General features: G+C 35.1%; 14 protein-coding genes. 9 read left to right on the forward strand and 5 right to left on the reverse strand.

The window, feature by feature from the left end; translation table 11 throughout:
* The first annotated feature begins 67 nt into the window (after positions 1 to 67).
* Positions 68 to 1,534, forward strand: a complete 1,467-nt coding sequence (lip, locus tag ACF3N8_RS08520; protein ID WP_392449827.1) for a YSIRK-targeted triacylglycerol lipase — start codon at positions 68 to 70, stop codon at positions 1,532 to 1,534.
* Positions 1,535 to 1,707: 173 nt separating this feature from the next.
* Here the strand turns inward: lip and ACF3N8_RS08525 are convergent, their stop codons facing one another.
* On the reverse strand, positions 1,708 to 1,950 hold the full coding sequence (locus ACF3N8_RS08525; protein WP_009383812.1) for a hypothetical protein: 243 nt from the start codon (positions 1,948 to 1,950) through the stop codon (positions 1,708 to 1,710).
* Between the two features lie 184 nt (positions 1,951 to 2,134).
* Here ACF3N8_RS08525 and ACF3N8_RS08530 point away from each other — a divergent pair, with 184 nt between their 5' ends.
* The 5 genes from ACF3N8_RS08530 to brnQ all read left to right on the forward strand — a co-directional run bounded on the left by ACF3N8_RS08530 (position 2,135) and on the right by brnQ (position 7,425).
* Entirely contained in the window at positions 2,135 to 2,947 is an 813-nt protein-coding gene (locus tag ACF3N8_RS08530; RefSeq protein WP_392449828.1) for a VOC family protein, read from the forward strand.
* 45 nt (positions 2,948 to 2,992) lie between these two features.
* Positions 2,993 to 3,196, forward strand: coding sequence for a DUF6501 family protein (locus tag ACF3N8_RS08535; RefSeq protein WP_009383814.1), 204 nt, complete (start codon positions 2,993 to 2,995; stop codon positions 3,194 to 3,196).
* A 78-nt stretch (positions 3,197 to 3,274) separates the two neighbouring features.
* Positions 3,275 to 4,066 (forward strand): AAA family ATPase, encoded by a 792-nt coding sequence (locus tag ACF3N8_RS08540; RefSeq protein WP_009383815.1) that lies wholly within the window; start codon positions 3,275 to 3,277, stop codon positions 4,064 to 4,066.
* Positions 4,067 to 4,080: 14 nt separating this feature from the next.
* Positions 4,081 to 5,961 (forward strand): nitric oxide reductase activation protein NorD, encoded by a 1,881-nt coding sequence (locus tag ACF3N8_RS08545; RefSeq protein WP_238093479.1) that lies wholly within the window; start codon positions 4,081 to 4,083, stop codon positions 5,959 to 5,961.
* Positions 5,962 to 6,078: 117 nt separating this feature from the next.
* The gene (gene brnQ / locus ACF3N8_RS08550; RefSeq protein WP_009383817.1) at positions 6,079 to 7,425 is read left to right on the forward strand and encodes a branched-chain amino acid transport system II carrier protein; all 1,347 of its coding nucleotides are present in this window, start codon (positions 6,079 to 6,081) and stop codon (positions 7,423 to 7,425) included.
* Between the two features lie 332 nt (positions 7,426 to 7,757).
* Here the strand turns inward: brnQ and ACF3N8_RS08555 are convergent, their stop codons facing one another.
* Genes ACF3N8_RS08555 through ACF3N8_RS08565 form a run of 3 tightly spaced genes read right to left on the reverse strand, consistent with a single transcriptional unit; the run spans position 7,758 to position 9,890 of the window.
* Positions 7,758 to 8,921 (reverse strand): toxic anion resistance protein, encoded by a 1,164-nt coding sequence (locus tag ACF3N8_RS08555; protein ID WP_238101892.1) that lies wholly within the window; start codon positions 8,919 to 8,921, stop codon positions 7,758 to 7,760.
* 6 nt (positions 8,922 to 8,927) lie between these two features.
* Positions 8,928 to 9,608: a 5-bromo-4-chloroindolyl phosphate hydrolysis family protein gene (locus ACF3N8_RS08560; RefSeq protein WP_238101893.1), complete on the reverse strand. Its 681-nt coding sequence runs from the start codon at positions 9,606 to 9,608 to the stop codon at positions 8,928 to 8,930.
* Positions 9,609 to 9,620: 12 nt separating this feature from the next.
* Entirely contained in the window at positions 9,621 to 9,890 is a 270-nt protein-coding gene (locus ACF3N8_RS08565) for an acylphosphatase (RefSeq protein WP_009384015.1), read from the reverse strand.
* Positions 9,891 to 10,053: 163 nt separating this feature from the next.
* Between ACF3N8_RS08565 and ACF3N8_RS08570 the strand changes: the two genes are divergently transcribed.
* The 3 genes from ACF3N8_RS08570 to ACF3N8_RS08580 all read left to right on the forward strand — a co-directional run bounded on the left by ACF3N8_RS08570 (position 10,054) and on the right by ACF3N8_RS08580 (position 11,718).
* Positions 10,054 to 10,362, forward strand: a complete 309-nt coding sequence (locus ACF3N8_RS08570) for a DUF1033 family protein (protein WP_009384014.1) — start codon at positions 10,054 to 10,056, stop codon at positions 10,360 to 10,362.
* 178 nt (positions 10,363 to 10,540) lie between these two features.
* Positions 10,541 to 10,741, forward strand: a complete 201-nt coding sequence (cspA, locus tag ACF3N8_RS08575) for a cold shock protein CspA (RefSeq protein ID WP_103357964.1) — start codon at positions 10,541 to 10,543, stop codon at positions 10,739 to 10,741.
* Between the two features lie 188 nt (positions 10,742 to 10,929).
* Positions 10,930 to 11,718 (forward strand): helix-turn-helix domain-containing protein, encoded by a 789-nt coding sequence (locus ACF3N8_RS08580; RefSeq protein ID WP_238101894.1) that lies wholly within the window; start codon positions 10,930 to 10,932, stop codon positions 11,716 to 11,718.
* Here ACF3N8_RS08580 and uhpT read toward each other — a convergent pair.
* Positions 11,708 to 13,087, reverse strand: coding sequence for a hexose-6-phosphate:phosphate antiporter (uhpT, locus tag ACF3N8_RS08585; protein ID WP_009384011.1), 1,380 nt, complete (start codon positions 13,085 to 13,087; stop codon positions 11,708 to 11,710). The two genes, ACF3N8_RS08580 and uhpT, sit on opposite strands and share 11 nt — an antisense overlap.
* Between the last annotated feature and the right edge of the window lie 293 nt (positions 13,088 to 13,380).

The following is a 13,380-nucleotide window of genomic DNA, read 5'->3' on the forward strand; positions in this document are numbered from 1 at the left end:
TAAAAATTATTATGATATAGTATTATTATATTGAAATCTGACTATAATAATTTGAAAGGAGCATTAAATGAGATTTCTAAATAACAAATACTATAAAACCATAGCAATCACGACATCTTCAGCGATTCTACTTACGTCGCTTTTCACAGGGAATACGCAAGCAGAAGAAAAACCTGCAGAAGCCTCTAAGACGCAACAATCTCCTAAAACGGCCAATCATAATGAGCTTGAACAACAGGCTAAACAACTTCAATCTCAATCTGAAGAGAAACAAACAAATCAATTACTTCAACAAAACGCGAATCCTAAATTTTCACGTGATGCTTCTGTAAACCAATTATCACGTGACTCAAAAGGAATTAAACAGGCGAATACGCAAGCTAACCAAACTAAAAACAAGTATCCGATCGTCTTCGTTCATGGCTTCGCTGGTTTAGTAGGCGAATATCGACCAAGTGCTATTTATCCGAACTACTGGGGTGGCGATAAATCACCATTAATGGAAACACTTAGAAATAGTGGTTATGAAGTATATGATGCCAATATTGGTCCATTTAGTAGTAACTACGACCGTGCAGTCGAATTATACTACTACATTAAAGGTGGTACGGTTGATTACGGTGCTGCGCACGCTAAAAAATATGGACACGCACGTTATGGTCGTACGTACGAAGGGGTTTATCCTGATTGGAAACCTGGCGATAAAATCCATTTAATCGGTCATAGTATGGGTGGCCAAACATCTCGTTTACTTGAAAATATGTTACGTCATGGTAATCAAGAAGAGATTCAATATCAAAAAGAACACGGCGGCAAGATTTCACCATTATTCAAAGGACAAAAAGACCATATGGTTTCATCTATGACGACACTAGCTACACCTCATAATGGTACGTATGCTTCAGAACCAGGTGAAACGAACAAAAAGTCTACTGAAATCCTATATAATATTGCTACATTCTTCGGTCATAAGGGCTCTAAAGTGAACTTAGGATTCGATCATTGGGGCTTACGTCAAAGAGATGATGAAACATATCTTGAATATGCAGACAGAGTTAACAAAAGTAAGTTATGGAACACGAAAGATAACTCATTCTATGATTTATCACCAGAAGGCTCTCGTAAGTTAAATGAACAAACTACAACGAACCCTGAAATTGCTTACTCAAGCTATGCTGGTGAAGCATCACATCCTAACGCACAAGGTGATCACGTGCCAGATATGGGTATGTATTTCTTAGGTCTTGATTCAGGTAAGACAATCGGTAAAAATGCACCTGAACAATATAAGATGAATGATGGTTTAGTACCAACGCGTTCAGCGTTCTATCCAGAAGGCCGTAAACATACAACGGATACAAGTACAATTAAGAAAGGTACTTGGCAAGTATTCCCAGTTAAGAAAGATTGGGATCACTTCGATTTAATCGGTCTTGATACGCTTGATCTTAAACGTACGCCAAAAGAGCTCGAAAACTTCTATCAACAGTTAGCCGAGCGAACAGTTAAAGTAGAGCAACAAGAAGATAAATAATAATAAAAAGGGACTTGGATTTCATCAATAAACCCAAGTCCCTTTTCTGTATTTAGGATATATATAAGCCCTCGCTCCATAGTCGGGCTTTGTTATACATACAAACGTTTACACATTGGCAATGTACACAAGTTAAACTTTAGTACATCACTACCATACATACAAAATTCACCCTAAAAGTTAAAGTAAAACAGAAGCGCAATCGTTATTGCAATCGCAAATATCGTCAAAATGCTTCCTATTTTTACATTTTTATAGTGAAACATTAATGCAGGAATCATTAATACCGAAAGTACCCCTAATGGAATAGGGTTAATAAAGTTGTTTTGATATTGATTTAAAATAAATGTCGCGATAGATACTAGAAACATCAGTACAAAAAATATCAGACCCACATGCGTAACTTTCGTGTTCATTGTATATCTCCTTAAATAACTAATTTATAATTTTGATATTCTAAATAATTTGATAACCTAACACTTAATTTATGTCATTTTACTTTGGAATTCAAATAATCCCATTGAATAGTTATTGATACTATGACAGATTCCTATTGTACGTTATAATAAATTTAACTTAATAATTTAAGGAGCGATTTTGATGAGTGGCATTCGAAGTATTACTTTAGGTACAACTAACATAGATCAAACAATTGAATTATTTAGAGATATTCTAGGTATGAACTATCGAAGTGTGAACCAAAATGCACAGTTCGGTGATGCTGAATTCAGTCCTGGAACATGTATTCAGTTTGTAGAGGTTCCTGAACTACAAGATAGCTATCAACATTATAGAAGCATCGGTTTAAGAATTCCGACAGACGATGGACTAGAGGAGTATCAAGCATTACTTGATAAATCTAATATTTCTTATAGTGATGTCGCACATCTTAATCAAAACGAACATTTTGGTTTTAACGACAGCAACCATCAATATTATGATATTTATTCTAATGAAACGAATAGCGGTATCCCGTTAGGTGTACCTAGTGATTCAAGTAATGTAAGTCCGTTTCATCAAATAACTGGTCTTGGACCAATTATCTTAAATACAAATGAACCTATCGTGACCGGTTCACTTTTAACTCAAATTTTCGGATTCAAGCCTTTAGCTGAATATACTGTTGAAGATGGTAATAAGAAAGTGATCGTATTTACAGTAGGTGACGGTGGCCTAGGTGGCGAAGTTCACGTTGTTGAGGCTGATGAAGCAATGAAGCTTCCTGAATTTGGTATCTTTGAACAACTTGAATTCACTGCGCCTTCTCAAAAAGCATTTGAGACAGCACTTGAAAAGCTTAAGCTTAACGAAATTCCTTTTCAAGAGTTGAAGCGTGAAGAAAGACAAACACGTTCTATTCGAGTTAACGATACAAGTGGTATTGCATTCATATTCACGCTTGATGAAAAGTAGAACATGAGGCATAATAGAATTTATTAGAATAAGGACGGTGTAACAATGTTACATGAAACATGGAAAGATAAGACACCTATCAAACAAGTTAAGGTCGTACATACTGATGCGAAGAAATTCACTGTAGCCGATATGCTTACGATCGATAAAGTTTACGACGTTGTTAATGAAACTGAGGAATATTACCAAATCATTGACAACTCAGGACTTGTAGGTGGTTATTACAAGGAATATTTTAAAGAAGTTTGATGTCTATAAACTTTAAGGGAATTAGACTTATGTCTAATCCCTTTTTTCATTGTAAATAAATAGAGAGGGAGTTTGAAGATGGCTAATACGAAATATATCAATTCTGATGAAACTGTATACAATGATGCGAAAGCGCTATTTCAACTAAATAAAAACATTTTATTAAAAGGCCCAACTGGTTCAGGTAAAACGAAGCTCGCTGAAACGTTAAGTGACGAGCTTAATCAACCGATGTATCAAATCAATTGTTCTGTAGATCTTGATGCTGAGAGTTTACTTGGTTTCAAGACCATTGAATCTACAGAAAAAGGCCAACAAGAAATTGTCTTTGTCGACGGCCCTGTTATCAAAGCCATGAAAGAAGGTTCGATTCTTTACATTGATGAAATTAACATGGCTAAGCCTGAGACATTACCTATTCTAAATGGTGTACTTGATTACCGCCGTAGTTTACAAAATCCTTTTACAGGAGAAACGGTTGTAGCGAAACCTGGATTTAACGTTATCGCAGCAATTAACGAAGGATATATTGGTACGTTACCGATGAACGAGGCGCTTAAGAACAGATTTGTCGTAATTGAAGTTGACTATATCGATAGTGAATCACTAGCAGAAATTATCTTAAGTCAAAGTAAGTTACAAGATAAAGCACTTATCAAACAAATCGTTCAATTTAGCAACGATCTCAAAACTATGACGAAACAAGGTCAAATTTCTGAAGAGGCAGCAAGCGTTAGGGCGCTCATCGACCTTTGTGATTTAGCAACGGTTATACCAGTTGAACGTGCGATTAAACGTGTTATTACAGATAAACTTGAAGACGAGCGTGAACGACGTGCGATTATAAATGCCGTAGAACTTAACTTTTAGTAAGGAGATTTTACATGAGTGAACGTTTTATAAAGTTTAATGACGAACAGCTTGATGCGAAAAAGGTCATGATGCTTCAAGACTTAGCACGTTTATTGTTGAAAGATCCCACAACTAAGGTTAAGATTCACAAGTTTCCGTACTACGATCCGATTCATAATGAGTTGATAGCAAGTTCTTTCTGGTCACATCGACCTGAAAACATAGAAATAACAGGTCTTAAATCTGATGTCTTATTAGCTACCTATAGCTATCTAAAGATGTCTGTAGAGATTACGAAAGAAGTACTCGATAACGATTTCAAGCATCCAAAGTTCTATTATCAGCTCTTTAAACTTATTGAAGAAATCAGAGTAACACAGGCAATCGTTAACGAGAGGCCGTTTGCTGATAAAATCTTTCAACTCAGACGTGACATGCGTTTGAAATATAATCGAAGTCAAATCAAGGTTTATCAAACAAAGACGACATATACAGACTTACTCTTTCTATACTTGGAGCAATCATTTTTAACTGGTAATTTCTATGACGTACCTCAAATGACGGACGAACTTGATGATATTTTAAATGCAATGTACATGTATTTACCAGATATATTCCAAATAGAAAGCTCTGAAGACAGTATGTTTTTAGCTGATCGCATTATGTTCCAAATTGACGATATTTTAAAAGAAGATATGTTAAATGAATACTACCACTTACCTAGACGCGTTTATGAACAAATGGATACGATTGACCCTGGAAAACGCGTCGACTCAGACAATTCTGATGGTAAGAATGATCAAACTAATGAAGAAGACGAGACCGAAGAAGTCGACATGAAAGCCGAAGATTCTAAGTCAAGTGGCGGTAGCTATATGGAAATGGAACTGAATGAAGGCGAAAATTCTGACGCATCTACTTCAAATGACGACACAAGAGAAGGTGATTCAACAGACGATATCACTGAAATGGCTACTAAGAAAGGCAAGGGTACAAATGACGACGTCCTTGATGATGAAGAAGGTGGCCAGCTCGGCATGAACCCAGGTCTCAAACTTAAAGGTATTAACGAAAACGTTGAGATAAAATGGAACACACCATCCATTGAGCCTGAATTCTATGAATCGTATCGTGAAGTTGAGGAACATGTCCAGTTTGAAATCAAAGATTTAATTCAAATGATTAAAAAGACAATTGAACGTGAACAGCAGTCTGAACGCCATAATTTAACAAAAGGGCGTCTACAAAAGAATTTAATTAATTGGTTTATAGATAACCAATACAAAATGTTCTATAAAAAGGAAGATTTAAGTCACGAATTCGATGCAACATTTACGTTGTTAATAGATGCATCGGCAAGTATGCATGACAAAATGGATGAAACGATTAAAGGTGTCGTCTTATTCCATGAGACATTAAAACACCTTAATATCAAACACGAAATTCTAGCGTTTAACGAGGATGCTTTTGACGCAGATGACAGAAAGCAACCTAACATTATTGATGAAATTATTTCGTTCCATCAGTCTGTCACTAACAAAGACGACTTACGCATCATGGCATTGGAACCTCAAGATGATAACCGAGACGGCGTTGCGATACGTCTTGCAAGTGATCGTTTACTACGTCGCTCACACAAGCAAAAGTTCTTAATTGTCTTTTCAGATGGGGAACCATCCGCTTATAACTATAGCCAGGATGGTATCTTAGACACTTATGAAGCAGTTGAAACGTCGCGTAAACTTGGTATCGAAGTCTTTAACGTTTTCCTTAGTCAAGACCCGATTACTGAGGATATCGAAGAAACGATTCATAACATATATGGACCATATGCTATATTCGTTGAAGGTGTCGAACATTTACCTGAACATTTATCACCTTTACTCAAAAAGTTACTTTTACAGACATTTTAACGCTTTATACTAACAAAGTTTTTAAATTTTCTGAAAAATGTATAGACCTTACATTTATTATGTGTTAGAATGACGTATAATTTAAAAATGATACTATCTGGAGGATAAATTAATAATATGAATAAAAATACTTTAATTATAGGATTTATGTTATTTGCGATATTTTTTGGCGCAGGTAACTTAATCTTTCCGCCTAATCTAGGGCTTAACAGTGGACCTAACTTTTGGCCAGCTATTTTCGCATTTGTGATTACAGGGATAGGGCTACCGTTATTAGGCGTTGTTGTTGGTGCACTCGATAAACAAGGGTACATCGGTGCTTTTAATAAGATTCATCCTATGTTCTCAGTCGTGTTCTTAGTTGTGATTTACCTAACAATCGGACCACTATTTGCGATTCCGAGAACAGCATCAACATCTTTTGAAATGACCATTACACCGATATTCCATACGACGAATAACATCGCTTTATTTGTATTCTCAGCAATATTCTTTTTAATCGTCATCTTTTTATGTATCAATCCTAACAAGATTGTTGACCGCATTGGGGCAATCTTAACGCCATTACTTCTTATTACGATCATTGCGATGATTATCAAAGGGTTTACGGATTTTGGTACAGCGCCACAGGGTGCAGGTGATACGAAAGCTTTCGCTACGTCAATGTCTAGTTTTGCGAAAGGCTTCACTGAAGGATATTTAACGATGGATGCAATAGCAGCTATCGCATTTTCCATGATTGTGGTTAATGCTGTAAAAGCCACGGGCATCTCTCATGCAAACACAATCTTTAAACATACTGCTATGGCTGCTTTAATTGCGGCTGCAGCACTAGCCGTTATCTATATTTCTTTAGGATTTATTGGTAACCATATGAATATTTCTGAAGCTAAAATGAATGAACTGGTATCTAAAGATCAGAACATCGGTACATTCTTGTTAATTACGATCGCGAAAACAGGTTTTGGTGCCTTTGGTAAGTACTTATTAGGTATTATCGTTGCACTAGCTTGCTTAACGACTGCTTGCGGTTTAATTGTCTCTGTAAGTGAATACTTTAATAGCATATTTCCTAAACTTTCATATAAAGCATACGTTATTATTTTCACTTTAATTAGCTTTATTATCGCAAATTTAGGATTAAACACAGTCATTTCGATGTCAGTACCAGTTCTATCAGTTGTGTATCCAATCGCGATAACAACGGTACTCTTAATCTTAATCGCACGATTTGTTCCTATGAAACCAATCACACAACAAATTACCGTACTAGTTGTAACAATCGTATCGATTTTAAGTGTAATTCATTCTCTTGGTGTCAAAGCACTCGACTTTATGAATCATTTACCACTTAAGTCATATTCTTTAGAATGGTTCCCAATTATGATTATTGGTCTTATCATTGGATACCTCATTGGTATTTTCTTTAAAAAGCAATCCGCTATCGTTTATCAAAAAGAATAAGTACGCTATTTAATTCGATAGGGTAGAAATGAGCTTGGGACCTATTAAACAATTCTCTTAAAACAGCATGCTTTCCTGTAAAGTTCAACTCGAATTTTAATTCGTTAGTTGAACTTACAAAGAAGCTTTCGCTTCTTTGTTCATTACATTGAAAGCCCCGGCAGAGAAATTTGCTAGCGCAAATTTCTCTGCCGGGGTCCCACCCCTAGGAGTCAGCTGTTTTGAGAATTGTATAAAATAAAGTTTTAATGCACTATTTCATAACTTATGTCTCAAGCTTATAAAAAAGCCACTCGTTAACGTATAACGAGTGGCTAAATTTTTATTTTAAATTAATTTAAACGGTCACGGTTATCTTGATTAATTGTAAGCTTTTCTCTTAAATCAGTCTCAAGTTGTTGTAACTCAACTTCAGCAGCTTGTCGTTTTTTACGACCGTCATCTTGAATACGAAGTGTTTCTTCAATCGTTTCAATAATGTTATCTTGCGTCGTACGTAACGTTTCAATATCTACAATACCACGTTCGTTTTCCTTAGCAGTTTCAACGGCATTGTGTTTAAGCATTTCAGAGTTCTTCACAAGAAGTTCGTTCGTTGTATTCGTAACTTGTTTTTGAGCTTCTACTGCGTTGTGTTGACGCATAAGCGTTAGGGCAATAGCCATTTGATTTTTCCATAATGGGATACTTGTAAGAATAGAACTTTGAATTTTCTCAGCAAGCGCTTGGTTAATATTTTGAATCATTCTAATTTGAGGTGCAGATTGTAAGGTGATTTGACGAGAGAGTTGTAGGTCATAAATACGTTTATCTAAACGATCAACGAATTGTTCCATATCCGCTACATCTTGAACTGCCATTTGATTACCATCTTGTTGTTTCGCTTTATTCCTAAGTTCAGGTAACGTGATAGTTTCAATGTCTTCTTTTTTCTTCTTAGCTGCCGCGATATAAATATTTAATACATCAAAATAGTCTTTATTTTGGATGTATAATTCATCTAATAATTTAATGTCTCTCATGAGTGTATTTTTGTTCTTTTCAAGTTGAACTGAAATACGGTCAACTTGAGAACCCACTGATTGCATTTTCGTAAATACTTGTTGAATCGAATTTTTAGTACGTTTAAAAATACGTTTGAATATAGATTGTTCTTTTTGGTTTAATTCATCAGGGTCAACTTCTTGAAGTTTTGACATCAGTTGTTGCAACGTATCTCCAATAGGACCCACGTCTTTAGATTGAACTTCATCTAGCATTTTATGAGAGAAGTTTGATAAATTACCTTGAGCGTTAGAACCAAACTTTAATAATGCGTCATTATCAAGCGGTACGATTTGTTTAGATAATTCATCAATCTTTTGTTTATCTTGTTCAGTAAAATGTGATTCATACGTCGTAGAAGGGTTGTTTTCTTTCGACTGCTTTTCGAGTTCATTCGTCTCTTCAAAGTATGCATCTAATGGGTGAGAATTTTTAAGATCTTGTTCCTTCATTTATTTTCACTCCATTTCTTTTGGATTTTCTTGTTTATCGAATTGTTCTTGAATATCTTTAGTCTTCGTGCGATTGCGCTTTTGCTCAAGATTATTCAATTCAATTTCTACTTCTAATTGACTATAATCATCCTCGTTTAAACGCTTTAAGTCAGCTACAAGCGTACGTTTAATCTCATGAAGCGTAATGCGCGTTTGTTCAAGCGTTTGCTTCTCGTCTTTGGATTTATTAGAAATACGTGATAGGCGCGTATAATTATCAATTAGATTTGTAGCGTTTTCGATATGGGAGTAGAAATAACTTTCTACTTTATAAAACTTATATGGACGTTTAGCAACGATTTGGTTAATTGTGCGTGTTAGTCGATAAATATCATTAACCGTTCTAAAATCTTTCACTGAACGCACATTAATAAAACTTTTGAAAATGCGCTTAGATTTATGTTGTGATTGTTCAAGTTGACGTCTAATATAGCGGTATTCTTTTCTCGATAGGCCATTCTCTTTTAAAAAGGATCTAGACACAAGTCTTTGAGTAGGGAGATAACCTACAAAGAAGCCTAGAAACCCTATTAAACCATCGAATAAAAAGAAGATATCTAATCCAAACACACTACTGAGCCATGCTGCAATAGCGATTGGGATACCAACTAATACACCAATGACTTTTGAAATATAATATCTCATTTACATCTTCCTTTATTTAGTCCAAAATCCTTTAATACTCTCATCAGGAGGTAATTCATCAATTGTATACGTATCTACCTTTGACATAGGGGACGGACCTTTAACAATTCTTTCAATAAAGTTATTGAGCTGAGTTTCAGGACCTTGTGCGTAGATTTCTACAAAATCCTCGACGTTTTCAACAGTGCCCTCAATGTCTAAGGCTTTAGCAATTTTTTCTGTATAAAACCTAAACCCAACACCTTGAACACGTCCATACACACATATATGTTTAAGTTTCATAATAATCACCTCTTAATTACATTATACGTATTTTAATCGCAAAAAACTAATATTTGCGTTAGTGAAACATCGGCCATAGGACTTAAGTCTTTGGACTTGATTTTAAAGTTTAAAGGCTTTACATTGTTTCATAAGAGTTTATAATTAAGGAGGTCATCCTCACATGTGGACAATTACTAAAATTGTTGCTGATTTTGAAGGATGGTGGCTGTTTGATGATTGGAAAACTTACATAACTGAAGAAGAATCCTTTAATACATATGATGAAATGATAGAAGAATATTCAAGTAAGATATATACTGCGATCGATAAATACGATAATTATATAGTTGGTAAATATAATATATATGCATTTTACAATAATTGTGACTTAAAATTTTGTAAGCATTGTGATGAGGACTTACAGATATTTCACAGTTATATCATTTTAAAAAACAATAATATTTATTATAATCTACCTATTATTGAATAATTACAAATTTTTCAAATTTGTATTGCAATTGTTTATTCATTACTCTATAATAGTTAATAGCAAGTGCATTATTCCATATTGCAAAGAATATTTTTACATAAAAGTTGAATAATTATAAGTATTTTTTGTAATATGCGAATAACGCATATTGAATTTTAGTCTTGGAGGTTTCACAGATATGAAACAAGGTACAGTTAAATGGTTTAATGCTGAAAAAGGATTCGGTTTTATCGAAGTAGAAGGTGAAAACGACGTATTCGTTCACTTCTCAGCAATTAACCAAGAAGGTTACAAATCTTTAGATGAAGGTCAAGCAGTTGAATTTGAAGTAGTTGAAGGCGACCGTGGCCCACAAGCTGCAAACGTTGTTAAACTATAATCATAGATTGTAATATTGACTAACAAACACCTTACAGCACGTAAGGTGTTTTTTGTATGCATTCATTTAAATGGATCTATTATCTATAATCCATGAGGCTTTATACATCGAAAATAGAGGATTTTAATTGATAATAAAATTATTTTATAATACTATACATATATAATTTATGACTAGAAGGTGCATATATGTATAAAGTGCTTTTATATGATAACGACGCTCAATTCCTTAATACTATGACTAACAATATAAACTGGCATGATTATCACTTTTCTAAAGTGCTTTTCGCAAATGAGGGCAAAGAAGCCTTTAAACTCATCTATACACATCATCCTGAACTCGTAATCACAGAGATATGCATGCCTCAAGACGATGGGTTCACATTGCTACATACTATCCAGGATTACGCGTGTGAGAAAGTAGTCATTTCAGTGTCTAAAGATTTTGATTGTATAAGAGCCGCACTTAAATTACGAGTTTCTGATTATATCTTGAAGACTGAAGTTATGCACGAGCTCCCTAAATGTCTTGAACAATTTACACTTCGTTCGGTGCATCAACTCCCAGTGTTCCAGCTTCTAGAGCCGAGAACGTATCATCACTTTTACGTAAATAAAGTGATCGAATTTATGAAACAGAATTATCATACGCATTTTAATGTTTCTCATCTCGCAAAAGCCCTTCACGTTAGTGAATCGTATGTAATGCGTATCTTTAAAGCAGAAGTGGGTATTTCAATCAAAGATTATTTAAATCGTTATCGAACATTAATGGCATTGAACTTCCTTAACCAACATTATAAGCACTATGAGATAGCACAAATGGTTGGCTTTAACGACTACAAGAACTATATTTATCACTTTAAAAAGTATGTAGGCGTAACACCAACTTTATATAGAAATATGAGTAGCACTTCTAATAATCAAAAAAAGGCTAAGACATTGAATCATGTCTTAACCTTCAATATTAATGATTGAGCGATCGAATTTTCTTTTCCTCAAAGATAGCTACAACTGCGAGTAATATAATGCCGAGTATTAACGCTGCATAGAACACAACAAATACGTCCGTCCAACCACTAAGCGTATGTCCAAAAATGTGTAGACCATTCTGTTCAGGGTCAGCAATTGCTGCGAGTCCGACCTTAGCCATCGAATCACCAAATAAGTAGGCGAAAGAACCCGTCAATCCGTTTGCCACACTTATGGCACGTTTAGGTACGAAGCCAGTTAGAGAAACGCCGATTAGTAACTGAGGACCGAAAATTAATGCACCTAGTAAAAATAATGCGATATTCACCATTAGAACACTTGTCGCATTCATATACATGAGTACTACAAAGGAAATAATAAACATACAGCCAACAGCTACTAGAGCACGGCGACCTTTAAGTAAGTCCGATACATAACCCCATAACAAACTCGCTACGAGCGCACCGATTTCAAAGTAAAAAATCGTATTGATTGCATCACCTTTATTAAAGTTTAAATGCTCTGAAACGTAGAGTGGTGCCCAGTTATCGATACCTATTCGAATGATATATACGAAGACATTAGATACACATAGTATCCATATGACAGGGTTTCTAAGAATATACTTTTTAAATATCGCAAATTTAGACATTTTAACGGAATCGATATTTTCTTGATCTACTGGTTCCTCAAAGATATCTTCTGCTTTATTCCATCCAAGTTCCTCTGGGTCGTCTTTACCAATAAAGAGACCTACAATACCTACGAATAAAGCAATCACTGCTGGGAATATGAACATACCGACTACGTGTCCGTCAAAGAACATATTCGCACCCCAAAGTGCAACACCACCTGCAATAGCACCACCAATATTGTGAGACGTATTCCAGAAACCTAAGAATCTACCTCTTTTAGGACGTGGTGCCCATCTTGAGATTGTAGAGTAACTCGCTGGGCCACCAGCAGATTGGAATACACCATTTAATCCCCATAAAACGATGAACAATCCAATTATAGAACCGAAATAACTTAGAACAAACCCCATTGTAAGTACGACGATAGAGGACATTATCAATAGAAAGGACACGATCTTTTTCGTGTTACGTCCGTCGACTAAGTAACCGATAACTGTTTTACCGATTCCATACGTGATACTAAAGGCGAGACCTATGTATCCAAGCTCAAGCGTCGAAAAGCCGATTTCTTCTTTAAGCATTGGTCCGGCTGCTTTAAAGTTGTTACGTATCAAATACATGGCCATATATGCAAAGAACACGACAAAGAAAGCTTGAAGAAAGTGACGTAGCCATAATTTTCTTTGCATTGCTATAGGTATGTTTTTGAGTGGTATTTTATTAATTTCGAAAAATTTCATACCATCACCTCATTTTATTTAGATTTTCAATTAAGTATAGCAATATTAATTATGTAAATAGAATCCGAAAAACTATTATTTTATACCAAAAACTGAACTTAAAATGAGGTGGGTGGGGAATTATGATTAAAATTGAGGATATATATTATAGATGTAATAGGGCACATCGTTTAATGATGTGCGTCGGTTTCACTTAAACAAACCGACGCAACTCACTCCAGCGATACACCCTTACACCTAAACCACTTACAAATCCATTCCAATCTAATAACCCTAATCCAAAAAGCGCCTAT

The sequence above is a fragment of the Staphylococcus massiliensis genome (assembly GCF_043186315.1).
Taxonomy (GTDB): Bacteria; Bacillota; Bacilli; order Staphylococcales; family Staphylococcaceae; genus Staphylococcus; species Staphylococcus massiliensis.